This window comes from Dermacoccus sp. SAI-028, assembly GCF_004346775.1.
GTDB lineage: Bacteria > Actinomycetota > Actinomycetes > Actinomycetales > Dermatophilaceae > Dermacoccus > Dermacoccus nishinomiyaensis.
On record NZ_SMFS01000001.1, the window covers coordinates 1895148 to 1919221 of the forward strand.

General features: G+C 69.2%; 25 protein-coding genes. 12 read left to right on the forward strand and 13 right to left on the reverse strand.

Annotated elements, in window-relative coordinates; genetic code table 11:
• The first annotated feature begins 28 nt into the window (after window positions 1–28).
• Window positions 29–883, forward strand: coding sequence for a sulfurtransferase (locus tag EDC82_RS08625; RefSeq protein WP_006944323.1), 855 nt, complete (start codon window positions 29–31; stop codon window positions 881–883).
• A gap of 115 nt (window positions 884–998) precedes the next feature.
• Here EDC82_RS08625 and mqo read toward each other — a convergent pair whose 3' ends face one another.
• Together mqo and dusB are read right to left on the reverse strand one after the other, a co-directional pair.
• Complete coding sequence (gene mqo / locus EDC82_RS08630) at window positions 999–2495, reverse strand: malate dehydrogenase (quinone) (RefSeq protein ID WP_131942039.1); 1497 nt, start codon at window positions 2493–2495, stop codon at window positions 999–1001.
• A 154-nt stretch (window positions 2496–2649) separates the two neighbouring features.
• Window positions 2650–3882, reverse strand: coding sequence for a tRNA dihydrouridine synthase DusB (gene dusB, locus EDC82_RS08635; protein WP_006944180.1), 1233 nt, complete (start codon window positions 3880–3882; stop codon window positions 2650–2652).
• Window positions 3883–3966: 84 nt separating this feature from the next.
• On the opposite strand from dusB, the gene EDC82_RS08640 reads away from it, so the two are divergent.
• The 5 genes from EDC82_RS08640 (at window position 3967) to EDC82_RS08660 (ending at window position 7670) form a co-directional block, all read left to right on the forward strand.
• Window positions 3967–4284 (forward strand): DUF6703 family protein, encoded by a 318-nt coding sequence (locus EDC82_RS08640; RefSeq protein ID WP_131941172.1) that lies wholly within the window; start codon window positions 3967–3969, stop codon window positions 4282–4284.
• 46 nt (window positions 4285–4330) lie between these two features.
• On the forward strand, window positions 4331–5272 hold the full coding sequence (locus EDC82_RS08645) for a metal ABC transporter substrate-binding protein (protein WP_040014392.1): 942 nt from the start codon (window positions 4331–4333) through the stop codon (window positions 5270–5272).
• Window positions 5269–6117, forward strand: coding sequence for a metal ABC transporter ATP-binding protein (locus EDC82_RS08650; protein ID WP_006944281.1), 849 nt, complete (start codon window positions 5269–5271; stop codon window positions 6115–6117). The genes EDC82_RS08645 and EDC82_RS08650 overlap by 4 nt, the downstream gene beginning before the upstream one ends.
• Before the next feature lie 74 nt (window positions 6118–6191).
• On the forward strand, window positions 6192–7193 hold the full coding sequence (locus tag EDC82_RS08655; RefSeq protein WP_006944160.1) for a metal ABC transporter permease: 1002 nt from the start codon (window positions 6192–6194) through the stop codon (window positions 7191–7193).
• A 45-nt stretch (window positions 7194–7238) separates the two neighbouring features.
• Window positions 7239–7670 (forward strand): Fur family transcriptional regulator, encoded by a 432-nt coding sequence (locus tag EDC82_RS08660; protein ID WP_006944276.1) that lies wholly within the window; start codon window positions 7239–7241, stop codon window positions 7668–7670.
• 286 nt (window positions 7671–7956) lie between these two features.
• On the opposite strand, the gene EDC82_RS08665 is transcribed toward EDC82_RS08660, so the two are convergent.
• Together EDC82_RS08665 and recO are read right to left on the reverse strand one after the other, a co-directional pair.
• Entirely contained in the window at window positions 7957–8886 is a 930-nt protein-coding gene (locus EDC82_RS08665) for an isoprenyl transferase (RefSeq protein ID WP_370448850.1), read from the reverse strand.
• Window positions 8887–8942: 56 nt separating this feature from the next.
• Window positions 8943–9752 (reverse strand): DNA repair protein RecO, encoded by an 810-nt coding sequence (recO, locus tag EDC82_RS08670; protein WP_038568662.1) that lies wholly within the window; start codon window positions 9750–9752, stop codon window positions 8943–8945.
• A 227-nt stretch (window positions 9753–9979) separates the two neighbouring features.
• Here recO and EDC82_RS08675 point away from each other — a divergent pair, with 227 nt between their 5' ends.
• Both EDC82_RS08675 and EDC82_RS08680 read left to right on the forward strand, forming a co-directional pair.
• A complete protein-coding gene (locus tag EDC82_RS08675) occupies window positions 9980–10621 on the forward strand; it encodes an alpha-ketoglutarate-dependent dioxygenase AlkB (RefSeq protein WP_131941174.1) in 642 nt (213 codons plus the stop codon).
• A gap of 103 nt (window positions 10622–10724) precedes the next feature.
• The gene (locus EDC82_RS08680; RefSeq protein ID WP_074039895.1) at window positions 10725–11213 is read left to right on the forward strand and encodes a DUF4186 domain-containing protein; all 489 of its coding nucleotides are present in this window, start codon (window positions 10725–10727) and stop codon (window positions 11211–11213) included.
• 207 nt (window positions 11214–11420) lie between these two features.
• On the opposite strand, the gene leuA is transcribed toward EDC82_RS08680, so the two are convergent.
• Window positions 11421–13172 carry a 2-isopropylmalate synthase gene (gene leuA, locus EDC82_RS08685; RefSeq protein ID WP_074039893.1) on the reverse strand — a complete coding sequence of 584 codons (1752 nt, stop codon included), beginning with the start codon at window positions 13170–13172 and terminating at the stop codon, window positions 11421–11423.
• 305 nt (window positions 13173–13477) lie between these two features.
• Between leuA and EDC82_RS08690 the strand changes: the two genes are divergently transcribed.
• Window positions 13478–14017, forward strand: a complete 540-nt coding sequence (locus EDC82_RS08690; protein WP_131941176.1) for a hypothetical protein — start codon at window positions 13478–13480, stop codon at window positions 14015–14017.
• A gap of 45 nt (window positions 14018–14062) precedes the next feature.
• Window positions 14063–14467 carry an ABC transporter permease gene (locus EDC82_RS08695; RefSeq protein WP_160126211.1) on the forward strand — a complete coding sequence of 135 codons (405 nt, stop codon included), beginning with the start codon at window positions 14063–14065 and terminating at the stop codon, window positions 14465–14467.
• Window positions 14468–14612: 145 nt separating this feature from the next.
• Here the strand turns inward: EDC82_RS08695 and EDC82_RS08700 are convergent, their stop codons facing one another.
• From EDC82_RS08700 to hrcA, 8 genes are all read right to left on the reverse strand, one after another.
• A complete protein-coding gene (locus EDC82_RS08700; RefSeq protein ID WP_235006170.1) occupies window positions 14613–15359 on the reverse strand; it encodes a trans-aconitate 2-methyltransferase in 747 nt (248 codons plus the stop codon).
• Window positions 15360–15368: 9 nt separating this feature from the next.
• On the reverse strand, window positions 15369–16313 hold the full coding sequence (gene era, locus EDC82_RS08705; RefSeq protein ID WP_006944283.1) for a GTPase Era: 945 nt from the start codon (window positions 16311–16313) through the stop codon (window positions 15369–15371).
• Window positions 16310–17635 (reverse strand): hemolysin family protein, encoded by a 1326-nt coding sequence (locus tag EDC82_RS08710; RefSeq protein WP_062257790.1) that lies wholly within the window; start codon window positions 17633–17635, stop codon window positions 16310–16312. Before EDC82_RS08710 ends, era begins: the two co-directional genes overlap by 4 nt.
• A 28-nt stretch (window positions 17636–17663) precedes the next feature.
• Complete coding sequence (gene ybeY / locus EDC82_RS08715; RefSeq protein ID WP_006944324.1) at window positions 17664–18170, reverse strand: rRNA maturation RNase YbeY; 507 nt, start codon at window positions 18168–18170, stop codon at window positions 17664–17666.
• Window positions 18167–19249: a PhoH family protein gene (locus EDC82_RS08720; protein WP_074039888.1), complete on the reverse strand. Its 1083-nt coding sequence runs from the start codon at window positions 19247–19249 to the stop codon at window positions 18167–18169. Before EDC82_RS08720 ends, ybeY begins: the two co-directional genes overlap by 4 nt.
• A gap of 31 nt (window positions 19250–19280) precedes the next feature.
• The gene (locus EDC82_RS08725) at window positions 19281–20039 is read right to left on the reverse strand and encodes a 16S rRNA (uracil(1498)-N(3))-methyltransferase (RefSeq protein ID WP_074045590.1); all 759 of its coding nucleotides are present in this window, start codon (window positions 20037–20039) and stop codon (window positions 19281–19283) included.
• Window positions 20040–20042: 3 nt separating this feature from the next.
• Window positions 20043–21155 carry a molecular chaperone DnaJ gene (gene dnaJ, locus EDC82_RS08730; RefSeq protein ID WP_062257843.1) on the reverse strand — a complete coding sequence of 371 codons (1113 nt, stop codon included), beginning with the start codon at window positions 21153–21155 and terminating at the stop codon, window positions 20043–20045.
• 64 nt (window positions 21156–21219) lie between these two features.
• Window positions 21220–22242, reverse strand: coding sequence for a heat-inducible transcriptional repressor HrcA (gene hrcA / locus EDC82_RS08735; RefSeq protein ID WP_062257786.1), 1023 nt, complete (start codon window positions 22240–22242; stop codon window positions 21220–21222).
• Window positions 22243–22513: 271 nt separating this feature from the next.
• On the opposite strand from hrcA, the gene EDC82_RS08740 reads away from it, so the two are divergent.
• On the forward strand, window positions 22514–23395 hold the full coding sequence (locus EDC82_RS08740) for a DUF3097 domain-containing protein (RefSeq protein WP_040014389.1): 882 nt from the start codon (window positions 22514–22516) through the stop codon (window positions 23393–23395).
• Between the two features lie 151 nt (window positions 23396–23546).
• Complete coding sequence (locus EDC82_RS08745) at window positions 23547–24017, forward strand: DUF4870 domain-containing protein (RefSeq protein WP_006944228.1); 471 nt, start codon at window positions 23547–23549, stop codon at window positions 24015–24017.
• The last annotated feature ends 57 nt before the right edge of the window (window positions 24018–24074 follow it).

The window sequence follows — 24074 nt, forward strand, 5'->3', positions numbered from 1 at the left end:
CCGGGCCCCGGCTCGCTACGCTGACAGCATGACGCACCTGCCGCACCCGCTCGTGTCAGCTCACCGACTCGCCGCACGCCTAGAAGCCGGCGAACGCTTCCACCTGCTCGACGTGCGGTGGGCGCTCGGGCAGCCCTCGATGCACGAGGCGTACCTGCACGCACACCTGCCCGGCGCCTGCTGGGTTGAGTTCGAGGACGCCCTCAGCGACGCGGTCAGCGACGACGGCGCGGGCGGGCGTCATCCGATGCCGTCGCTCGATCGGTTCCAGGACGCGATGCGCGCCGCCGGCGTCCGCAACGATGTGCCCGTCGTTGTCTACGACGCCGCGAACGGCCTCGCCGCGGCCCGCTGCTGGTGGTTGCTGCGCTATTTCGGCAAGCTCGACGTGCAGGTGCTCGACGGCGGTCTCGCCGCGTGGAAGCAGGCCGGCGGGGCGCTCGAGGGGGGCGATCCGACGCCAACGCAACGCGGTGACTTCATCGCGACGCCCCGCCACCTCACTCTCGTCGATGCCGACGGCGCGGAGGAGCTCGCCGCGCGTCACCTGCTCGTCGACGCCCGCCCCGCCGACCGCTTCGCCGGCCAGAACGAGACGATCGACCCGGTCGCCGGGCACATCCCCGGCGCCGTCAACATCCCGGCGCTGAGCAACATCGGCGCCGACGGCTGCTTTCTCACGAGCGACGACCTCGCCACGCGCTTCACCGCGCGTGGCATCCCACGTCATGAACGCGTCGGGGTCTACTGCGGCTCCGGCGTGCAGGCCGCGCATCTCGCGCTCGCGCTCGAGGTGAGCGGCGTGTTCGACGACCCGGCGGTCTACATCGGGTCGTGGTCGGACTGGATCAGCGACCCCGAACGACCCGTCGAACGCGACTGAACCGAGCCGTCGCGCCCCTCGGCGATCTCGCACCCTTCGCTGCCCCACCCGTGACAGACGCGAACGGCCGGCCCCCGCTCGTGCAGGGGCCGGCCGTTCGTCGTGTCAGCGTGGGTCAGCCGCGCTTGGGCAGACCCAGCTTCGTGTCAGCCTCGGCCTCGAGTTCGAGCGCGCGGTGGGGGTCGCTCGCAACGTCGGTGCCGAGCATCGGGATGACGCTGCGCAGCTCGTTCTCCCAACGCTCCCATTCGTCCTTGAACGACGAACGCAGGATGTCGAGCGCGATCGGGACGGCGGTCGACGCACCCGGCGACGCGCCTAGCACACCCGCGATCGTGCCGTTCGCGGAGGTGATCACCTCGGTGCCGAACTGCAGCGTGCCCTTCGTGCCCGAGATGGGCTTGATGATCTGCGCGCGCTGGCCGGCGGTGAACAGCTTCCAGTCGTCCGAGACGGCCGTCGGCGCGAAGTCGTGCAGCGCCTCGATGCGCTTGGCCTGGTTCGCGAGCAGATCCTGCGCGAGCACTTTCGTCAGGCCGAGGTTCTCAAGGCCGGCGGTCGCGATCGGCAGCACGTTGTCGGTGCGCAGCGACTGGAAGAGGTCGAGAACCGAGCCCTCCTTGAGGAACTTCGGCACGAGACCGGCGAACGGGCCGAACAGCGCGGTGCGCTGGCCGTCGATGATGCGTGCATCGAGGTGCGGCATCGACATGGGCGGCGCGCCCTCGGCGGCCTTGCCGTACACCTTCGTCTGGTGCTTGGCGGTGACGGCCGGGTTCTCGGTCGACAGGAACGTGCCGGAGACGGGGAACAAACCGTAGCCCTTCACCTCGGGCACCCCGGCCTTGCGCAGCAGCTTGAGCGTGTAACCGCCCGCGCCGAGCATGAGCACCTTCGTGCGCACGACGCGCGTCGCGCCGTCCCGCAGGTTCTTGACGGTGACGTTCCACGAGCCGTCGGCATTGCGCTCGATGTCGGTGACCTCGTGCTTGAGCTCGAGTGCGCCGCCGCGGGCGACGAAGTCCTCGAACAGCTGACGGGTGACGGCGCCGAAGTCGACGTCGGTGCCGCTCGGGGCGTAGGTCGCGGCGATCTTCTCACCGGCCGGGCGGCCCTCGATGAGCAGCGGCGACCACTGCTCGATCTGGCCGTAGTCCTCCGAGTGCTCCATGTCGTGGAAGAACGGGTGCTCGCTCATGAGGCGGAAGCGCTCGCGCAGGAACTTCTGGTTCGCATCGCCGCGCACGAACGCCATGTGCGGCGTGTTGTTGATGAACGTCGACGGCTCACGCATCGCGCCCTCGGTGACGAGGGAACCCCAGAACGTCTTCGTCGTGAGGAACTGGCCGTTGATCGCAATGGCCTTCGAGATGTTGACGCTGCCGTCGGCCGCCTCGGGCGTGTAGTTGAGCTCGCACAGCGCGGCGTGGCCGGTGCCCGCGTTGTTCCAGCCGTTCGAGCTCTCGAGGGCGACCTCGTCGAGACGTTCGAAGACGGTGAGCGACCACTCGGGGTGCACCCGCTGGATCATGGCACCGAGCGTCGCGCTGACGATGCCGCCGCCGACGAGCAGGACGTCGACGGAATCGGATGCGCTCTTCGCGCCCTCCACGTTGTTCACCACATGCCCCTTACGCGCTGATGTGTCGTGTTGCTGGCGCGCCGCATCGCGACGCTTTGTTCTCCACGGTAGTCCTCCTGGATGCCGAGCGTGCAACGGGGCGATGAACTACCGGGGTGATGTGATCCGTGACACGCCTGGCGTGTCAGCCCCCGGAGTTCTCCGCCTCCGCCTCGGCCACCCAGGCGGCCTGTTCGGCGGTGAGCTCCTGCGTGTCGAGCCACCCGTCGGGCAGGACGACGCGTCGCTCGCTGCCCGCGCGACCGCGCGGCCCGTCCGCCGCAGCGCCGGGCCACGGGGCGTCGAGGTCGAGCCCGGCGACGAGGTCGTCGAGCGCGGCGAGGGAGTCGACGAGCGCGAGCTGATGACGCAGCTGCGAGCCGACCGGAAAGCCCTTGAAGTACCAGGCGATGTGCTTGCGGATGTCGCGGCAGCCCTTGAGCTCGTCGTCGTAGAACTCGACGAGGTACTCCGCGTGGCGGCGCAACGTCGCGCAGACCTCACCGAGCGTCGGGTCGACGCGGGCGTCGGAACCGGCGAAGGCCGCGGCGAGGTCGGTGAACAGCCAGGGCCGTCCGAGGCAGCCGCGCCCGACGACGACGCCGTCGCAGCCTGTCTCGGCGACCATGCGCATGGCGTCCTCGGCCGACCAGATGTCACCGTTTCCGAGCACCGGGATGCTCGTCACGGTCTCCTTGAGGGTGCGGATCGCCGACCAGTCCGCGTGGCCCGAGTACGCCTGTGCGGCCGTGCGGGCGTGCAGCGCGACGGCCGCGACGCCCTCACCCTCGGCGATGCGCGCCGCCTCGAGGTAGGTGAGGTGATCGGTGTCGATGCCCTTGCGCATCTTGACGGTGACGGGGATGTCGTACGGGCTCGCCTCGCGCACGACGGCGCTGACGATGCCGCGGAACAGCTCGGTCTTCCATGGCAGCGCGGAACCGCCGCCCTTGCGCGTCACCTTGGGCACCGGGCAGCCGAAGTTGAGGTCGATGTGGTCCGCACGGCCCTCCGAGGCGAGGATGCGCGCCGCCTTGCCGGCGTTGAGCGGGTCGGTGCAGTAGAGCTGGATGGAGCGCGGGTTCTCGTCGGGGTCGGTCTCGATGAGCTTCATCGTGAGCGGAACGCGCTCGACGAGAGCGCGCGAGGTGATCATCTCGCTGACGTAGAGCGACGTCGCGCCGCTCGCACCCGCGGCGACGGAGCCGTCATCGCCGTACTGACGACACAGGCGCCGGAACGCACGGTTGGTGATGCCCGCCATCGGCGCGAGTACGACGGGCGAGGTGATGGTGTGCCGTCCGATCTGCAGCGGCGGCAGCGCCGACGGGTCGCGCACGAGCGCACCGGGTGCGGGAGGGGCTTCGAGAACAGTCATCGCCTTCCAGTGTCCCACTCGCGCGCAAGGCGGGCGACATGACGACTGGAGCAGCACCCGGCCCGCGCCCACTACCCTGGTGCCGTGTCACGCAACGAACCACGACCCGAAGTCTCCGTCAGCACGAGCCGCGCGAAGGCCATGCACGCCTCCGACCCGGCGATCGGGGCGCTGGCGCGCCTGCCGCAGTGGGTCATCCTCGCTGTCCTCGCCGTCCTCATGATCGTCGGCATCGCGGTGCGCGGCGTCGTCGGAGCCGTCGCGTTCGGCCTCGTCACCGCCTTCCTCACCTGGCTGCTGTACCTGTCGTGGCAGCAGCTGCGCCCGCTCGACCGCCTCGCGCGCGCCGCCGTCATCGTGCTGACGCTGGGCGTGACGATCGTGCTGGCGTTCCCGAGGTAACCCCATGTTTTGACAATGATTCTCACTTTGAGTGAGAATCATTGTCATGTTCATGCGTCGCTCGTTCACCGTTGCTCTCACCGCCGCCCTGGGGCTCGGCGTCACCGCCTGCGGCTCCGAGAACGGGCGCACCGACGACGGCCGCGTCCAGACACTGGCGAGCTTCTATCCGATGCAGTACGCGCTCGAACGCATCGGCGGACCAGACGTCACCGTCAAGAACCTGACGAAGGCCGGCCAGGAGCCGCACGACGTCGAGCTCACGCCCCGCCAGGTCGCCTCCGTCGCGGACGCCGGCCTCATCGTCTACGCGAAGGGCTTCCAGGCCAGCGTCGACGACGCCGTCGCCTCGAGCGCCAAGGCCGGGCGCGCACTCGACGTCTCGCCGCAGGCCGACCTCGACCTCACAGCCGAAGAGGAGGGCCACCATGACGAGAGCGAGCACGAGCACGCTTCCCATGCCGGCGGTTCCGACCCGCACTTCTGGCTCGACCCGGTGCGCTACAAGGCCGTCGTCCAGGCGATCGGTGACCGGCTCGCCAAGGACGACCCCGAGCACGCCGACGGATACCACACGCGCACCGCGTCACTCGTCAAGGATCTCGATGCCCTCGATGCCGAGTACCGTGGCGGCCTCGCTCACTGCACGAACCGGACGATCGTGACCGGCCACGAGGCGTTCGCCTACCTCGCGGCACGATATGGGCTGACGCAGCGCGGCGCGTCGGGTGTCTCCCCCGAGGCCGAGCCGACGCCGGCGCAGCTGTCGTCGATCAGCGATTACGTGAAGAAGAACAAGGTGACGACGATCTACGCTGAGACCCTCGTCTCGCCGAAGGTGGCTCAGACCATCGCCTCCCAGACCGGCGCCCGCGTCGACGTCCTCGACCCGATCGAAGGGTTGACGGACGCGAGCAAGGGCAGCGACTACCTCGCCGTGATGAGATCCAACCTCGCCACATTGAAGAAGGGCCAGGGCTGCTCGTGAGCGTCTCCCCCATCCTGCGACTGCGCGACGCCGCGTTCGGCTACGACGGCCGCGCGGTCGTCAGCGGTGTCTCGCTCGAGGTGAACCCCGGCGAGATCATCGCGGTTCTCGGGCCGAACGGCTCCGGCAAGTCGACGCTGATGCGCGGCATCCTCGGCCTCAACGACCACGTCAGCGGGCAGGTCGAGCTGTTCGGCACGCCCGCATCTTCGTTCAAGGCGCGCACGCGCATCGGCTACGTGCCGCAGCGGCACACGCTGTCGGCGTCGGTGCGCGCGACGGTGGAAGAGGTCGTCGAGGTGGGTCGCCTGCCGCACCGGCCCTGGTACCGACGCGCGGACGCCGTGGATCGCCGGCTCGTCACCGCGGCCCTCGCCGAGGTCGGGCTCGCCGATCGCTCCCGCGACGACGTCGCCACCCTCTCCGGGGGTCAGCACCGACGCGTCCTCATCGCCCGCGCGCTGGCCGCGCAGCCCGACATCCTCGTCATGGACGAGCCGACGGCCGGCGTCGACACCGCCAGTCAGGAGGTACTCGCCGAGGTGCTCGAGCGCCTCGCCGCGAGTGGCGTGACGATGATCATCGTCACGCACGAGATCGAGGCGCTGCACGGCATCGTCACGCGCATCGTCGAGGTCGCGCACGGCGCCGTGACGTTCGACGGACCGCCCGCGCGCTACGGCGAGCGCGTCAGCGCGTCGCTCGGTGGGGCGTCGCTCGGCGGCCACGACCACCACGCCGAGGACCTGCCGCACCACGCGCCGGGCTACGCGCGCGGACCCTTCGACGACGCCAGGTTCGCGCCCGATCACGGGCGATTCAGGGAGGGGGATCGTCGTGGCTGAGTCGCTCGCTACGTGTTCTGATGGGGCGCCCGTGCGTCCCGTCGCTCCCTTCCACGCTCTGATCGGAGGCCACCGTGGGTGACCTGTTCGTCCTCGAGGCGATGCGATACGCGTTCGTCGCCGCGCTGCTCGTCGGGGCGGCCGCGCCGTCCGTCGGGGTGTTCCTCGTGCAACGACGGCTGTCGCTCATCGGTGACGGCATCGGCCACGTCGCGCTCGCCGGCGTCGCGATCGGGGTGCTCCTGCACGCCTCGCCGATCCTGACGGCGCTCATCGCGGCCGTCGTCGCGGCGTGCATCATCGAGTTCATCCGCCTGCGCGGGACGACGAACGCCGACGTCGCCCTCGCCGTCATGTTCTACGGCGGTATCGCGGCGGGCGTCGTACTGCTCTCACGCGCCGACAACGCGGGGCAGACGTCGATCAGTCAGTACCTGTTCGGCTCGATCCTCACGACGACGAGCGACCAGCTGTGGCAGTTCGGCGCGCTCGCCCTCGTCGCCGTCGGCGCGACGACGGTGCTGCGCAAGCGCCTGTTCGCCGTCGCCAACGACGAGGAGTACGCGCGGGCCGTGGGGCTGCCCGTCGTGCCGCTCAATCTGCTGCTGTCGATTCTGACGTCGGTGACGGTCGTGTTGTCGATGCGCGTCATCGGCCTGTTGCTCATCTCGGCGCTCATGATCCTGCCCAACGCGACGGGCCAGCTGATCGGTCGTAGCTTCCGTCAGACGACGGCCGCAGCCGTCGTCGTGGGCTGCCTCAGCGGTGCGCTGGGCGTCACCAGCGCGTACTACCTCGACACCCCGCCCGGCGGTACCGTCGTGCTCGCGGCGATCGCGCTGTTCCTGCTCGCGTCGTTCGTGGCGATGACCGTGCACGCCGTGCGCGCTCGTCAGGCGCGACGGGTGGCGCACCACGCGCACGAGCACCGGCAGGGCTGCGGGCACCCGTCCGTCCCTCACGGCGACCACGTCGACTACCTTCACGACGGTGAGTTCCACGCGCCGCACGGCGACCACTGGGACGCCCACCGACCCGCCGTCGAGACCTCGAAAGGCACGCATGATGCGGTGTGACAGCGCAGGACGCTTCGAGCTTCGACGAGTCTGGACGGATGTCCGATGAGTGCGCGCAAACCGACACGCCAGCAGCGCGCCGTCGCCGAGAGGCTCGACGGCTGCGGCGAGTTCTGCTCCGCGCAGGATCTGCACGCGAAGCTGCGCGCCGACGGTGAGACGATCGGCCTCGCAACGGTGTACCGCACCCTGCAGGCGCTCGCCGGGGACGGCACCGTCGACGTGCTGCGCACCGACGACGGTGAAGCCGTCTACCGCAGCTGCTCCCCCACGCACCACCACCACCTCGTGTGCCGACGGTGCGGACGCACCGTCGAGGTCGAGGGCCCGACGGTCGAACGCTGGGCCTCCGGCATCGCCGCCGAGCACGGCTTCACCGCCGTCAGCCACCAGCTCGAGATCTTCGGGCTGTGTCGCGCGTGCAGTCAGGACGCCGCCGCTGCCTCTGCTTCCGCCCCCTCTGACGCGGGGCCTTGAGTCGCCCGAAGCGTTGCGGCGGGTTCTCCCGTCAGGACCGCACCGAATGTCTCGACGGCACTGACCCTGCCGCATGGCGACGGCGCAAACACCTCACGAAGGCGCCGTCTCCACCGTGTCACGGCGGCGCTGACGCGTCACGGCGGCACTGAATACCATGACGGCACTGCCCCGGACTCCGGTCTCGAGGGGTGAATCAGGCGACGCGGCCGGCATCTGACACCACTGCGAACTGCGTCCCTCTGTGCGCTTTTCGTCGACCTTCGTAAATCGCAGGGGGGCCGGGTCAGTCGATGAGGCCGTCGTCCTCGTAGATGCCGCCGCCGTCAGCGTCGGGGTCCCCCATGAGCACCGGGTCGTAGGACGGCTTGGGCTTCGACGGCGCACGAGCTGCCGCCGCAGCGTCGTCCGCAGCCTGCTGAGCGGCGACGGCGTCGACGGCTCCGCCATAGCGACGGTCGCGCCGGGCGTAGATGTCGACGGCCTCCCACAGCTTGCGACGGTCGAAGTCGGGCCACAGCGTGTCGAGGAAGACCATCTCGGCGTAGGCGCTCTGCCATAGCTGGAAGTTGCTCGTCCGCTGCTCGCCGGAGCTGCGCACGAACAGGTCGACGTCCGGCAGGCCCGGCGCGTAGAGGTAGCTCTGGATCGTCTTCTCGGTGATCTTCTTCGGGTTCAACCGGCCGGCCGCGACGTCGTCAGCGAGCGAGCGTGTGGCATCGACGAGCTCTGCGCGCCCGCCGTAGTTGACGCACATCTGCAGGGTGCAGACGGTGTTGTTCTTCGTGCGCTCCTGGGCGACTTCGAGCTCGCGCACGACAGAACGCCACAGCCGCGGCTTGCGCCCCGACCAGATGACGCGCACGCCCCACGAGTCGAGCAGGTCGACGCGACGACGGATCGTGTCGCGGTTGAAGCCCATGAGGAAGCGCACCTCCTCCGGCGAACGGCGCCAGTTCTCCGTCGAGAACGCGTAGGCGCTGATGTTCTTGACGCCGAGTTGGATGCAGCCGGCGACGACGTCGATCAGCATCGCCTCACCCGCCTCGTGGCCCTTCGTGCGCGGCAGACCGCGCTCGTTGGCCCAACGCCCGTTGCCGTCCATGACCATCGCGATGTGCTGCGGCACCAGCTCAGCAGGAATCGCGGGCGGCGTGGCGCCGCTGGGGTGCGGGTCGGGTGAGATCGGCACGGGCGTCGTCCTTCGGGTCGTGATTCTTGTCGTCGTGCTGCGTGACGTAGGTGTCCCGACGTCTCGGTGAGGACAGTCTCTCAGGACGCCGGGTGCGCGTCGTGCGTCGCAGGCTCGGCGGGTGTCGCGGGTGGGGTCGAGCGAGCGACGACGGTGTAGTCGCCGCGATCGACGTGCCTGAGCGAGCGCACGCCGTGTTCGAGGTGCCATTGGACGTATGCGGCGATGAGGTTGCTCGACTGTCGACGCGCGTCGTCGCTCGTCGCGGCGACGGCGTTCCAGTGGCCGCGCAGCAGGGCGTCCATGAGGACGAACGTCTCGGGCATCGGCGCGGTCGATCCGGGCGGGCGGCACTGCGGGCAGACGGCGCCACCGACGGCGAGGTTGAACGCACGCTGCGGGCCGGGGTCGCCGCAGCCGGCGCAGTCGATGAAGCTCGGCGTCCACCCGGCCGTCGCGACGGAACGCACGAGGTAGGCGTCGAGTACGAGATGCGCGGGGATCTGACGCTGCGCGAGCGCTGCGAGCGCCCCGGCGAGAAGGTTGAAGTGGGCCACGACGCGGTCGGAATCCTCGCAGAGCCGGTCTGCCGTCTCGAGCATCGCGGCACACGCGGTGTAGGAGGGATAGTCCTGCGCGATGGCGTCGCCGTAGGAGGCGAGGAGGTCGACCTGAGTGACGACGTCGAGGTTGCGCCCCTCGTGCAGCTGGATGTCGACGACCATGCCCGGCTCGAGACGCGCCCCGAACTTCGACTTCGTCTTGCGCACGCCCTTCGCGACGGCGCGCTTCTTGCCGTGATTGCGCGTCAGCATCGTGATGATGCGATCGGCCTCCCCCAGCTTGTGGGTGCGCAGCACGATGGCGGCGTCACGGTAGAGGGGAGGCATGTCTCCATTGTCTCGCGGTTGCCTGCGTCAGCGATAGCGGGCCCGCGTCTCGTCCGCTGACGGCGCAACTCGTCGGGCGGATGCGTCCCCAGGCATGCCTCAGCCGCCGACATGCGTTCTGCTCCCCCACCCCCGCCGTTTCCCCCTGCGTCCAACTGCACCCGGGTGCATCTGGGCGTAAAGGGCGGGGCTGGACGAGTCAGGACAAGAGGCGCATAATCGAACACATGTTCGCAGGGTTGCAGGGGTCGCTGCTCGACCAGGTCGAGGAGGTCGGCGTGCGTCCGCTCGTAGGCGCCGTCCGTCGCACCCAGCTGACGCGCGGGGCCTGGGTCGACCTGCGCCCCGGCTTCATCACCGGCGCTGACGAGTTGTTCGGCCGCCTCATGCTCGGTGGCAGCGCGGGCGTCGACTGGCGGGGCGAGCGTCGCGTCATGTGGGACAAGGAGGTCACCACGCCCCGCTTGCTGCGCTTCTACCGCGGCGACGAACGCTGGCCCGACCCCGTGATGCGCGACGCCCAACGCGCGCTGAGCGACCATTACGCCCCCGAACTCGGCGAGCCATTCACCACCGCCGGCATGTGCCTCTACCGTGACGGCCGTGATTCCGTCGCGTGGCACGGCGACAAGGAGGGCCGCTCGAGCACGAAGGACACGATGATCGCCATCGTCTCGATCGGCTCGCCGCGCACACTGGCGCTTCGCCCCGTCGGTGGCGGGCAGAGCCTGCGCTTCCAGATCGGCCACGGCGACCTGCTCGTCATGGGTGGCTCTTGTCAACGGACCTGGGAGCATGCCGTTCCGAAGACGACGAAGTCCGTCGGGCCTCGCATCAGCATCCAGTTCCGGCCCTACGACGTGAGATGAGATTCAACCCCGTGACGCATGCCGTCAGCCTGCAGCCGAGGGGCGTGGGACCACAGGACGCGCCCACGGCGCCCGCGCCTCGACGACCTGGGGAGCAGTAGCCATGCCCGACCCACGGCCCCGTTCTTCGACGCCCACTCTTGCGACCCGCAGTGTCGAAACCCTTGACGGCGTGCTCGACCGGATCGGGCGATCATCGTTCAGGGCGAAGTTCCATCTCAGCCCGGCCGATGCGCGGTACGCGCGCGATCGGGGGCGTCGCGAGATCGAAACCCATGCCGCGCGCTTCATCGGCGAGCGCCTCGCCGCTGCCAATCCCGACAACGACGGCCGGCAGACCCCGATGCGCGGCCATCCGGTCTTCCTGGCTCAACACGCGACGGCGACCTGTTGCCGCGGATGCCTCGCGAAGCACCACGGCATCGTCAAGCACCACCCGCTGACAGACGAGCATCAGGTCTACGTCGTCGCCGTCATCATGCGCTGGATCGAGCGAGAGTTGCGACGCCTCCCCCACGATTCCTGTCGCGCTCCGCTGCCCCCGTCCAAGCATCGGCGACCGGGCATGTCATCGGATGCGGCGCTCTTCTGAGCGCTCCCCGCGGTATGTCGCACAACGCCCGTCACCCTGACACGACGAAGCGGGTGGAGCCCAGCACCTTCCCCGGTCGCTGGGTTCCACCCGCTCGTCCCATTATGCCGTGTTGCACCGAGTGCCTCATGCGTCGCGGAACACCGAAATAGTTGTGGAAGTTCGCGCTACCCAGAGCGCGAACCTCCACAACCCTTGGCCCAGCCGTCAGGCCGCAGCCGCCTCCGCGTCACGCTCGGCACGGTTGACGGCCGACAGGATCGCCATGAGCGACGCACGCACCGTCGATTCGTGGATGCCGACGCCCCACAGCACGCGGTCGCCGATGGCGCACTCGACGTACGCCGCAGCCTTCGAATCCTCGCCGGACGAGAGCGTGTGCTCCGTGTAGTCGAGGAGGCGCACGTCGACGTCAATGGTGCTCAGCGCGTCGAAGAAGGCGTCGATGGGTCCGTTACCCTCACCCGAGATCGTCACGGGCTCGCCGCGATCGAGCAGACGGACGGTGATCTTGTCGCGGCCGTCGTCCGTCGAGTCGAGCTGGCTGCCGACCGGCTTGAAACGACCCCAGGCGCGCTCGCCCTCACCGGTGCCGGGCAGGTACTCGTCGGAGAAGGTCGACCACAGCCACTGCGGCGTCACCTCGCCGCCGGCTGTGTCCGTCCACTGCTGCACGACGCCAGCGAACTCGATCTGCAGGCGGCGCGGCAGGTCGAGGTTGTACTCGCTCTTCAGCAGGTACGACACGCCACCCTTGCCGCTCTGGCTGTTGACGCGCACGACGGCCTCGTACGAGCGCCCGACGTCGTGCGGGTCGACGGGCAGATACGGCACACCCCAGACGAGCTCGTCGATCGACTTGCCCGTCTCCTTCGACTGACGCTCCATGTCGTCGAAGCCCTTCTTGATGGCGTCCTGGTGCGAACCGGAGAACGCCGTGAAGACGAGGTCGCCGCCGTACGGGTGACGTTCGCCGACGGGCAGCTGGTTGCAGTACTCGACCGTCGAACGGATCGTCTGGATGTCGGAGAAGTCGATCATCGGGTCGATGCCCTGACCGAACAGGTTCATGCCCAGGGTGACGAGGCAGACGTTGCCGGTGCGCTCACCGTTGCCGAACAGGCAGCCCTCGATGCGGTCGGCGCCCGCCATGTAGCCCAGCTCCGCAGCCGCGACACCCTCGCCGCGGTCGTTGTGCGGGTGCAGCGACAGCACGACGGACTCGCGACTGTCGAGGTGACGCGACATCCACTCGACCGAGTCGGCGTACACGTTCGGCGTCGCCATCTCGACGGTCGCCGGCAGGTTGATGATCATCTTGTGATCGGGCGTCGGCTCGATGACGCCGATGACCTCGTTGCAGATGCGCGCCGCGAATTCGAGCTCGGTTCCCGTGTACGACTCGGGCGAGTACTCGAAGTACACCTTCGTCTCGGGGATCGTCTCGGCGAGCTTCTTGCACAACCGCGCCCCCTGCAGGGCGATGTCGACGATGCCGTCCTCGTCGAGGTTGAACACCACGCGACGCTGCAGCACCGACGTCGAGTTGTAGAAGTGGACGATCGCGCTCGGCGCACCCTTGATGGCGTCGAACGTCTTCTCGATGAGGTGGTCGCGGCACTGCGTCAGCACCTGGATCGTCACGTCGTCGGGGATGTGGCCGCCGTCGATCAGTTCGCGGACGAAGTTGAAGTCCGTGTCGGACGCCGACGGGAAACCGACCTCGATGTCCTTGTAGCCCATCTGCACGAGCAGCTTGAACATGCGCATCTTGCGCTCGGAATCCATCGGGTCGATGAGCGCCTGGTTGCCGTCACGCAGATCGACGGCGCACCAACGCGGCGCCTTCTCGATGATCTTGTCGGGCCACGTGCGGTCGGGCAGGTCGACCTTGATCTGCTCGTGGAAGGGGACGTACTTGCCGATCGGCATCGTCGTCGGCTGCTGAGATCCGTGCATGGGTGGTGTTCGCCTCACTGCGTTCGTTGCGGGTGCCGGCCGAGCACCATTCAACCCCGCGGTGAGGATGGCCGACTAGTTGGCCCCACCGCGGCAACGAAGAAGGAGACTCACTCCCCGAACCGTGCGCATGCCACCAACCTAGGGGTGACGCGCCCCACACCACCACCCGCACGTCGCCGTCGTCCAGCAGGCGGACGGCGGCGGGCTGCCGCAAGCTTCCTCGCCGGCGGTGCGTCGTTACCGCGCGCTCATCCCACCACAGGATGACGACGGCCCGGCGCGCGGCGTGAATAGCTGGGCGGGTGAACGACATCTGGAGCCGCGGGCCACGTGCGCGACGCTGGATCATGGCGGCCGAGGGGCTCTTTGCACTTGCCCTGACAGGGCTGTCGCTCAGCGTCATGTCGGGCCGCAACGGCTCCGGGTGGGGCGTGGCGGCGAGCGTCGCGATCTTCATTGCGTTCCTTGTCCGCCGTCACACCCTGCGCCTGATGTTCGACCTGGCGGCAGCAGGCGGCGCCATGCAGCTCGTCGACCCGCACGCCTTCATCATCTTCGGTGACTTTCTCTACGCCCCGATCTGCGCCGAGCTCGGCGTGCACCGCGACGCGCGCGTGCGCCGTCTCGGCCTCATCACGGGCGCGCCCTTCGTCCTGCCGCGCCTGGTCGCCATCTTCGGACGCCTGCTCGGAGCCGGCCCCGACGCGCGCATCGCACGCCGCAACGCCGTCGCTGACCCGATGCGCACGACGCGCGCCACGCTCGGCCTCGTCATCGGCGTCGGCCTCGTCACGACGTTCGCCTCCGGCAGCGCCGCGCTGTCGGAGTCGATCACGACGTGAGATCTGAGCGCCGCTGAGAGGGCACAAGCGCTCGACGTCATGCACATGGTCTCGATCCTCATGATGTCGCTCGTCGTCATCGCCTCGATCATCGCGGGCGTCGGCTTCGTCAGCACGATGTCGCTCGTCGTCATCCAGCGCCGCCGCGAGATCGGCATGCTGCGCGCCATGGGCTTCACGGCGCGTCAGATCCGCGGCATGGTGACGCGCGAGTCGCTCGCGCTCGGGTTGACGGCCGTGCTCGTCGGCATCGCCCTCGGCGTGCTGCTCGGTTCGCTCGGCGCGCAGTCGCTCATCGGGGCCGGCAACGACGGCTTCGTCTGGGGTCTACCGTTCGAGGTGCTCGCCGTCATCGTCGTCGCAGCTCTCGCGCTGGTCCTCGTCGCGGCCCTGCCGCCCGCGCGTCGCGCCACGACGGTGACGCCCGGAGAGGCCCTGCGCGTCGTGTGACCTCCCACGCTGTGCGAACCCGGCCCAGACGAGTTGAGGTCCGACACTCTGCACTGCAGGGTTTCGGACCTCAACTCATCTCGTGAGGACTGCAATCACGAATTGCGGACTTTCAGACCTCAGGCAAGCGGTCGGCGACGAGCGCTCAGCGTCGGATGTCGGGCGCGCGGCGGATGACGAGGTACTTCTCGCTCAGTTCCTCGATGGCGAACTTGCCGATCGGGATCTCGGAGACGACGAGTTCCTCGTCGAGCGAGAACGGCGCGATCTTCGTCGTCACCTCACGCACGACCTCGCCGCCGCGGATCGTCTTGTACGTGTTGGTGATCTCGACGCGCCCGTCCTTGACCGGAACCGTCTGACGCCACCGCTCGTAGGTGTTGCGCCCCATCGTCGAACTCGCCGTGCGCACGAGCTCCTCACCCGTGTCGACGACGCCGTACGCGCGGCTCATGAGGATCGGTGCGCCCTCGGGCAGCACCTGCGCCATGCGATCCCAGAACGCGAGGCGCGCGCGTCCGCCGAGGAAGTAGATGACGTTGAACAGCAGCGCGCCACCGATCTGCTCGGGCATCCACGCGTCGAGGATCGAGTTCGGCACGACGGTGGCGCGTGCACGCAGCGAGTCGCGCTCGGCGATGCGCATCATGAGCATCGAGCGCATCCACGGGTCGGGTTCGACGGCGATGATCTCGGCGTCGGGGAACTGCTCGGCGAGCGCGACCGTCGTCAGGCCCGAGCCGGGGCCGATGTCGACGAGCGGCAACTCAGGCTTGAACCCGGCTCCCTCCCAGGGAATCCCGCCGACATAGTCGGTCTCGGGGTTGATCGGCAACCGCAGCACGTCACCGAACTCGGCCCACGCCTCGTGGTCCTTCATGTGCTCACTCATACGAAAACCTCAGAAGTTGAATCCCAGCTTGCCCAGCTGCTTCGGGTCGCGCTGCCAGTCCTTCGCCACCTTGACGTGCAGGTCGAGGTAGACCCGCTGCCCGAGCAGCTTCTCGATGCCCTCGCGCGCCGTGGTGCCGACCTCGCGCAGCCGCGAACCGCCGCGGCCGATGATGATGGCCTTCTGGCTGGGACGCTCGACGAAGATGTTGACGCGCACGTCCATGAGCGGCTTGTCGGCCGGGCGATCCTCACGCGGCACCATCTCCTCGACGACGACGGCCAACGAGTGCGGCAACTCGTCACGCACGCCCTCGAGCGCGGCCTCGCGGATGAGCTCGGCGATCATGACGGTGTCCGACTCGTCGGTCAGCACGTCGTCGGGGTACAGCTGAGGCGACTCGGGCAGGTAACCCAGCAGCACGTTCGCCACATCATCGACCTGCTTGCCCGAAACTGCCGAACACGGAACGATCGCGGCCCACTCCCCGAGACGGTCGACCTCGATGAGGTGCTCGGCGAGTCGCTCCCGATCGACGGTGTCGGTCTTCGTCACGAGCGCGACGACGGGGCGCTTGCGCACGCGCTGCAGCTCGGCGAGGTCCTTCGCGATGAACTGATCGCCCGGGCCGATCTTCTGGTCGGCGGGCAGGCAGAACCCGATGACGTCGACGTCGAGCAGCGTCTCGCGCACGACGTCGTTGAGGCGCTCACCGAGCAGCGTGCGCGGCTTGTGCAGGCCGGGGGTGTCGACGAGGACGATCTGGCCGTCGGGGCGCGTCACGATCCCACGGATCGTGTGACGCGTCGTCTGCGGCTTGCTCGAGGTGATCGCCACCTTGTCGCCGACGAGCGCGTTCGTCAGCGTCGACTTGCCCGCGTTGGGCCGCCCGACGAGGCAGGCGAAACCGGCGCGGTAGATCTCGCCGTCGTGGGTCGTGTCGTGCTCGGTCATCGATCCGTCTCCTCGCCGCGCGTCTCGGCGCTGCGCTCGTCCCCACGCCCGTCCGGGTCGGTGGGATCTTCGGGTTCCACACGCTCGACGATCAACGTCGCGAGCTGGTGGCGTCGTCCTGCCATCTTCTCAGCCGTGAGGCGCAGCCCGTCGATCTCGCCGCTCGCGCCGACGAGCGGCACGCGCCCGACGAGCTTGGCGAGCAGACCACCGACGGTGTCGATGTCGTCCTCGTCGATGCTGACGCCGTACATCTCGCTCAGGTCGTCGATCGACATGCGAGCCGGAACGCGCGTGCGGCCGTCCCCCAGTTCCTCGACGCCGGGCGTCACGCGGTCGTACTCGTCGTCGATCTCGCCGACGATCTCCTCGACGATGTCCTCCATCGTCACGATGCCGGCGGTGCCGCCGTACTCGTCGATGACGACGGCGAAGTGGACGCGGTCGCGCTGCATCTCCTTGAGCAACGCGTCGACGGGCTTCGACTCGGGCACGAACGCGAGATCGCGCATCACCTCGGAGATGGCGATGGCGTCCGCGTCGCCGGTGAGCGTGCGCCGCACGACGTCTTTGAAGTACAGCAGGCCGACGAGGTCGTCGGAGTTCTCGCCGATGACGGGCACGCGCGAGTAGCCGGAGCGCACGAACAGGTTCATCGCCTGGTGCAGGCTCTTGTAGCCGTCGATCGTGATCATGTCGGTGCGCGGCACCATGACCTCGCGCACGATCGTGTCGCCGAGCTCGAACACGCTGTGGATCATGCGCCGCTCGTCGGCCTCGATGAGGTCGGAATCCTCAGCGAGGTCGACGAACTCGCGCAACTCCGCCTCGGAGTCGAATGGGCCGTCCTTGTAGCCCTCACCCGGGGTGACCGCGTTGCCCAGCGTCACGAGCAGCCGCGCGAGCGGTGAGAGCACCGTGAGCGCGACGAGGACGGGCCGCGCCGTCGCGAGCGCCACCTTGTCGGCGTGCTGGTGGCCCAGCGTGCGCGGCGAGACGCCGACGAGCACGAACGAGGCGATCGCCATGACGGCGACGGCCGTCGCGAGGCTCGGCCAGAACGCGCCGTCGAACGCGCGTGTCGCGGCGACGGTGACGAGGACGGCGGCCGTCATCTCGGCGCCGACGCGCAGGAATGTCAGCACCATGAGCGCCGTCGCGTGGTTGTCGACGATGCGTCCGAGCGCCGAGGCGCCGGCGTGGCCCTCCTCGGCGAGCGCGACGACGCGGTGACGCGTCACGCGCCCGAGCGCCGACTCGACGAGGGCGAAGACGAAGCCCATGACCACGCTGACGAGCGCGGCGATCAGCACGATGGTCACGTGCGGTTCACTCCCAAGGTCTGCGGGGTCACTCGCGCCCGGACGGCGGCGCGATGCGGATGGTGCCCGCCTCCGTGCTGCGCCCGCGGCTCGCGAGGTAGGTGAGCAGGATCGTGCGCTGCAGTTCGAACATCTCGACGCGCTCGTCCGGTTCGGCGTGGTCGTAGCCGAGCAGGTGCAGCACACCGTGGACGGTGAGCAGCAGCAGCTCCTCCATCGTGTCGTGCCCGGCTGCGGCCGCCTGCGCGGCGGCGACGCTCGGGCACAGGACGATGTCGCCGAGCATGCCCTCCTGGGACGGCTCGCGCTCGCTGCCGGGCGTCAGCTCGTCCATCGGGAAGCTCATGACGTCCGTCGGGCCCGGCAGATCCATCCACTGCACGTGCAGCGTCTCCATCGCTGCCTCGTCGATGATGCGGATGCTCAGCTCGACGTTGGGGTGGACGAACATCGCGTCCATCGCGTAGCGCGCGCAGTCGTGGATCTCGTCCAGCTCGACGTCGACGTCGGTCTCGTTGGCGATGTCGATCGTCATGCCGGCTGCCCCTCGCCGCCGGCGCGCGCCTCGCGGCGCTTCTTCGCCTCGGCGCGGCGACGTTCGGCTGCCGCGTCGTAGCGGCCGTAGGCGTCGACGATGTCGGAGACGAGGCGGTGACGCACGACGTCGCTCGAGTCGAGGTGGGCGAAGTGGACGTCGTCGATTCCGGTGAGCACGTCCTCGATGACCCGCAGGCCCGACGTCGTGCCACCCGGCAGGTCGACCTGCGTGACGTCACCCGTCACGACGATCTTCGAACCGAAGCCGAGGCGCGTGAGGAACATGCGCATCTGCTCGCTGCTCGTGTTCTGCGCCTCGTCGAGGATGATGAACGAGTCGTTGAGCGTGCGCCCGCGCATGTACGCGAGCGGCGCGACCTCGATCGTGCCTGCGGCCATGAGCTTCGGGATCGAGTCGGGGTCGATCATGTCGTGCAGCGCGTCGTAGAGCGGACGCAGATACGGGTCGATCTTGTCGTTGAGCGTGCCGGGCAGGAAGCCGAGGCGCTCACCGGCCTCGACGGCAGGGCGCGTCAGGATGATGCGGTTGACCTGTTTGGCCTGCAGCGCCGCGACGGCCTTCGCCATCGCCAGATACGTCTTGCCCGTACCGGCCGGGCCGATGCCGAAGACGATCGTGTTGCGGTCGATCGCGTCGACGTACTCCTTCTGCCCCAGTGTCTTCGGGCGGATCGTGCGCCCGCGGCTGGAGATGATGTTCGTCGTCAGCACGTCGGCGGGGCGCTGCGCGTTCTTGCCGCGCAGCATGCCGATAGAGCGCTCGACGGCGTCACGGTTGATCTGGTGGCCCGCATCGATCATCGTGAGCAGCTCACCGACGAGGGTCTCGACGATCGCCGCGTCCTCGCGCGGGCCGTCGATCGTCAGCTCATTGCCGCGCGCAAAGACGAACAGGCGCGGGAAGGCGCGCTCGATCGTGCGCATCAGCTGATCCTGCGGCCCGAGCAACTGCACCATCGCGACGTCGGGCGGGATGACGATGCGCGTCTGCTGCGAGGCAGCCTGGCCGTCAGGGTCGTGAGGGGTGCGCTCGGAGGGCGCGGAAGCGTCAGTCATCGTGTCTCCAGTCTAGTGGTCGCTCGGGCGCTCAGACCCAGCGCGAGCGCGCGAGCAGGGCGGCGAGCGCCGCCGGGCCGGCCGACGACGAACGCAGCACGGTGGCGCCCATCCGCACCGGCGTGGCACCGGCCGCGACGAACGCGTCGAGCTCGGCGGGCGTGATGCCGCCCTCGGGGCCGACGACGAGCATCACGTCACCGGCCGACGGCAGCTCGACCTGCGCGAGACTCGCCTCGGCGTCCTCGTGCAGGACGAGCGCGAGGCCGCCCTCCGCGACGGTGGCCGAGATCGCCTGCGCCGCAGCGTTCTTCGTCACGAGGTCACTGATGCGCGGGGGCGTCGCCCGTCGTGATTGTTTCGTGGCCGCCTCGGCCTGCGCCACCCATTTACGGCGGGCCTTCTCGGCGCGCTCACCCCTCCACTGCACGATGGAACGCTCCGCCTGCCACGGCACGACGGCGTCGACGCCGAGCTCCGTCGCCGCCTCCACCGCCTGCAGGTCGCGATCACCCTTAGCGAGCGCCTGGACGAGCGTGAACGTCACCGCCGGCGGCGTCTCGCGCGTCACCTCGCTCACGTGCGCCGTCAGCTCGCCCTTCGTGGTCTCTGCGACCACGGCGTGCGCGACGAGGCCCTCGCCGTCGGCGAGCAGGATCTGCTCACCGACACCCATCCGCTTGACGGTGACGGCGTGGCGTCCCTCGTCACCCGCGAGCACGACGGGTGCACCCGGCGCCATGTCGTCGGACAGAGCGCCGGGTGCGACGAAGTAGAGGTGCGCGGTCACGCCTCAGCCCTTCCAGGCCTGACGCAGCTTGCCGAGCAGGCCCTGGTTGACGGGCTGGAACTTCGGCGCCGGCGAGTCCTCTCCGCGCGACTCGGCGAACTGACGCAGCAGGTCGGCCTGCTCGGCCGTCAGCTTGCTCGGGGTGCGCACGTTGGCGTGCACGAGCAGGTCGCCGCGGTTGTCGGTGCGCAGCCGCGTGACGCCGAGGCCCTTGAGGGTGATGACGTCGCCGGGCTGCGTGCCGGCCTTGATGTCGATGTCGCGCGAGCCGTCGAGCGTCTCGAACGGCACCGTGGCGCCGAGCGCCGCGGCCGACATCGGCAGCTCGAGCGAGCAGTGCAGATCGTCGCCCTGACGCTGGAACATCGGGTGCTTCTCGACGCGTACCTCGACGTACAGGTCACCGGCGGGGCCGCCGCCGGGGCCGACCTCGCCTTCACCACGCAGCTGGATGCGCGTGCCGGTGTCGACGCCGGCGGGTACCTTGATCGTGATGGTGCGCGTGTCGCGCTTGCGGCCGTTGCCGTCGCACTCGAAACACGGGCTGTCGATGATGTCGCCGTACCCCTGGCACGCGGTGCACGGACGCGACGTCAACACCTGGCCGAGGAAGCTGCGCTGCACCTGCTGCGTCTGCCCCGCACCGCCGCACACGTCACACGTGTGCTTGCCCGTGCCGGGACGCGAACCGTCGCCATGACAGGTCGAGCAGACGACGGCCGTGTCGAACGTCAGCTCCTGCTCGCCGCCGAAGACGGCCGTGGCGAGTTGGATGTCGAGCGGCAGCAACGCGTCCTGGCCGTGCTGGACGCGGCTGCGCGGGCCGCCGCCTCCCCCTGCGGCACCCCCCGTGAAGAACGCGTCCATGATGTCGCTGAAGCTGAACCCGGCGCCACCGCCGGGCGCGTAGGGGTCGACGCCCTGGTCGTAGGCCGCCTTCTTCTGCGGATCGCCGAGCACGTCGTAGGCCTGCCCGACGCGCTTGAACTCCTCGGCCGCCTCCGGGGAGGGGTTGACGTCGGGGTGCAGCTTGCGGGCCTTCTTGCGGTAGGCGCGCTTGATCTCCTCGACGGAGGCCTCACGCGTGACACCGAGTTCGGCGTAGTAGTCGTTCACGAGCATCCTTGCTTTCGACGGGTGAAGATTTCATCACTCATGTGGTCGTGGTGCGCCCGAGCCATCACTGCTCGAGAAGTTCGGAGACGTAGCGGGCGACCGCGCGCACGTTCGCCATCGTCTGCGGGTAGTCCATGCGGGTCGGGCCGAGCACGCCGAGCGTCGCGACGGCGTCGCTGCCGTAGGCCGTCGTCACGAGCGAGGTCGACTCGAGGCCTGCGAAGTCGTTCTCGGCGCCGATGCGGACGGTCACCTCGTGCGTCGGATCGTCGTCGCGTGTGCTGATGAGGCGCATGAGGACGACGTGCTCCTCCAGCGCCTCGAGAACACGGCTGACGCTGAGGCCCGCGTCGTCGCGCAGCCCGGCACGCGCGAGGTTCGCCGTCCCCGCGAGCACGACGCGCTCCTCCCGGTCCTCGGCGAACACCGCGGCGATCGTCGCGACGATCGTGTCGACGTCCGCACGCTGCCCCGGCTCGAACTCCGCGCCCAGCTCGGTCATGGCCGCGGCGGCCTCGGTGAGCAACCGCGCGCCGGAGACCTCGTTGACGCGCGCTCGCAGCGTCTGGACGAGGCGCTCGTCGTCGGCGGAGGCGACGGAGACGAGACGCTGCTCGATGCGACCTGAGTCGAGGATGACGACGAGCGACAGGCGCCCCTCGGCGGCCGGCACGAGCTCGATGTGCCGCACCCGTGAGCGCCGCAGCGACGGGTACTGCATGACGGCCGCCTGGTTCGTCAGCGTGGCGAGCAGCCGGGCGGTGCGCTCGACGATGTCGTCGAGGTCGACGCTCTGACGCAAGAACGTCTCGATCGCTCGACGCTGTGTCGCGCTCAGCGGCCGCACCTGGCTGAGGCGGTCGACGAAGATTCGGTAGCCGGCATCGGTGGGCACGCGACCGGCCGAGGTGTGCGGCGCGGAGATGAGACCGGCGTCCTCGAGGGCGGCCATGTCATTGCGGATCGTCGCGGCGGAGACGCCGAGCTGATGACGTTCGAGCAACGCCTTCGAACCCACCGGTTCGGACGTCGCGACATAGTCCTGCACGATGGCGCGCAGCACCTCGAGCCGCCGTTCGTCGCTCATGCGCTCACCTCCCGCGCCTCGATACCGTCCTTCGATCTGCAGTCCGTCCAAGATTGGCACTCACGCCGAGCGAGTGCCAAATCATGCGGGGTGTGTTCGCCCACAGCGTCGCGGGCGATTCCCTCGCGCCGTCGTCCATCGTCCGTCGGTCGGCAGGCGCGCGCTCCCCGGCCCTCGGCGACGCCGCGACGGGCGCCTGGCTGCGCCCGCGGCCATCGTTCTCGGCGCGCCGCGACGGCGGTTGTCGGTGGGCGGTTCTACCCTGATCGCCATGACCGACCGTTACGGCTCCGACGTCCTCTCCGGCGATTGGCGCGCGCCTCGACGTGGGCGTTCGCGCGAGGTGCCCGCTGAGCTCGACGTCGTCGTCGAGGACGCCCAGAGCGGTTACGTCGGCGCCGTCGTGCGCGTCGAGAAGTCGGGCGGGCAGCACGTCGTCTTCCTCGAGGACCGCTTCGGCAAGGCCCGCGGATTTCCGCTCGGCGCCGGCTTCCTCGTCGACGGCGAACCCGTGACACTCGTTGCGCCCCGACCCGCCACCGCCGCGCGCCTCGCCGAGCAGCAGACGCAGGCCGGGCGGACGGCGTCCGGTTCGCTCGCCGTCCCCGGGGCGAAGGCGCGCGTCGCGCTGGGTTCGCGAATTTTCGTCGAGGGACGGCACGACGCCGAACTCGTCGAGAAGGTGTGGGGTGACGACCTGCGCATCGAGGGCGTCGTCGTCGAATACCTCGAGGGCGTCGACGATCTCGCGGCCGTCATCCGCGACTTCCGACCCGAGAAGGGACGCCGCCTCGGCATCCTCGTCGACCACCTCGTGCCCGGCACGAAGGAGGCACGAATCGTCGAGAAGGCACGCGCCCTGCCGCAGGCACGCGACCACGTGCTCATCGTCGGCCACCCCTACGTCGACGTGTGGCAGTCCGTACGACCCGAGCGGCTCGGCTGGTCGAAGTGGCCCGTCATCCCCAAGGGGCAGTCGTGGAAGCACGGCATCCTCGCCGAGCTCGGCTGGCCGCACGCGACGCAGGCGGACGTCGCGCGCGGATGGAAGCAGATCCTCGGCACCGTGCGCACGTACGCCGACCTGCAACCCGAACTGCTCGGACGCGTCGAGGAGCTCATCGACTTCGTCACCGACCCCGCGCAGCAGTGAGACGCCGGGATGGCGCGGCGTGCGCCGACATCATCCCCGGGATGGACGCCGGGGCCCGCGAATATCGATCCCGCGGGGGATGCGCTCGGGACGCAGACACGGAATCATGGTCAGTGAACGAGAGATTCACCCTTCGACACCAGGAGACGTCGTGAGCAACTCCCAGCCGTACCCCTACCCCGACGAGCGCACGCAGGGCCAGGGAGCCGGACGGCTGGCCGGCGCTCCGTACGGCGCCGAGCCGCCCGTCACCGGCCAGGGTCACCTCAGCGATGACGAGCGCGCCGCCTCGATCGTCGCGCACCTGTCGGCGCCGGCCGCCGCGATCCTGTCTGCGGGATGGGTGAGCTTCCTCGGCCCGCTCATCGTGTGGTTCATCTACAGAAACCGCTCCGCCGCGGTGCGCCGCGCAGCGGCCGGGGCGTTCAACTTCAACGTTGCGTTCTCGATTCTCTACATCGTCGGTTGGGTTCTGGTCTTAACCCTCGTCGGCATTCCCGTCGCGCTCGTGCTCTGGGCCGTCATCTTCCTCGTCGCCGCGTGGTGCCACGTCAAGGGAGCGCTGCGCTCGGCGCGTGGCGAGAGCTACGACTACCCGTTCCAGATCCGCATCCTCAACTGATGCGGCCCACGTCGCGACGCCCCGCCCCAACAGCGCACCTCGTGTGAGCGCTGGGCT

Excerpts from the sequence above, each read along its gene's own strand:
- EDC82_RS08625 (WP_006944323.1), top strand. The coding sequence starts at position 29 with ATGACGCACCTGCCGCACCCGCTCGTGTCAGCTCACCGACTCGCCGCA.
- dusB (WP_006944180.1), bottom strand. The coding sequence starts at position 3,882 with ATGACTGTTCTCGAAGCCCCTCCCGCACCCGGTGCGCTCGTGCGCGAC.
- EDC82_RS08645 (WP_040014392.1), top strand. The coding sequence starts at position 4,331 with ATGTTCATGCGTCGCTCGTTCACCGTTGCTCTCACCGCCGCCCTGGGG.
- EDC82_RS08660 (WP_006944276.1), top strand. The coding sequence starts at position 7,239 with ATGAGTGCGCGCAAACCGACACGCCAGCAGCGCGCCGTCGCCGAGAGG.
- recO (WP_038568662.1), bottom strand. The coding sequence starts at position 9,752 with ATGCCTCCCCTCTACCGTGACGCCGCCATCGTGCTGCGCACCCACAAG.
- EDC82_RS08675 (WP_131941174.1), top strand. The coding sequence starts at position 9,980 with ATGTTCGCAGGGTTGCAGGGGTCGCTGCTCGACCAGGTCGAGGAGGTC.
- EDC82_RS08680 (WP_074039895.1), top strand. The coding sequence starts at position 10,725 with ATGCCCGACCCACGGCCCCGTTCTTCGACGCCCACTCTTGCGACCCGC.
- leuA (WP_074039893.1), bottom strand. The coding sequence starts at position 13,172 with ATGCACGGATCTCAGCAGCCGACGACGATGCCGATCGGCAAGTACGTC.
- EDC82_RS08695 (WP_160126211.1), top strand. The coding sequence starts at position 14,063 with ATGGTCTCGATCCTCATGATGTCGCTCGTCGTCATCGCCTCGATCATC.
- EDC82_RS08700 (WP_235006170.1), bottom strand. The coding sequence starts at position 15,359 with ATGAGTGAGCACATGAAGGACCACGAGGCGTGGGCCGAGTTCGGTGAC.
- era (WP_006944283.1), bottom strand. The coding sequence starts at position 16,313 with ATGACCGAGCACGACACGACCCACGACGGCGAGATCTACCGCGCCGGT.
- ybeY (WP_006944324.1), bottom strand. The coding sequence starts at position 18,170 with ATGACGATCGACATCGCCAACGAGACCGACGTCGACGTCGAGCTGGAC.
- EDC82_RS08720 (WP_074039888.1), bottom strand. The coding sequence starts at position 19,249 with ATGACTGACGCTTCCGCGCCCTCCGAGCGCACCCCTCACGACCCTGAC.
- hrcA (WP_062257786.1), bottom strand. The coding sequence starts at position 22,242 with ATGAGCGACGAACGGCGGCTCGAGGTGCTGCGCGCCATCGTGCAGGAC.
- EDC82_RS08740 (WP_040014389.1), top strand. The coding sequence starts at position 22,514 with ATGACCGACCGTTACGGCTCCGACGTCCTCTCCGGCGATTGGCGCGCG.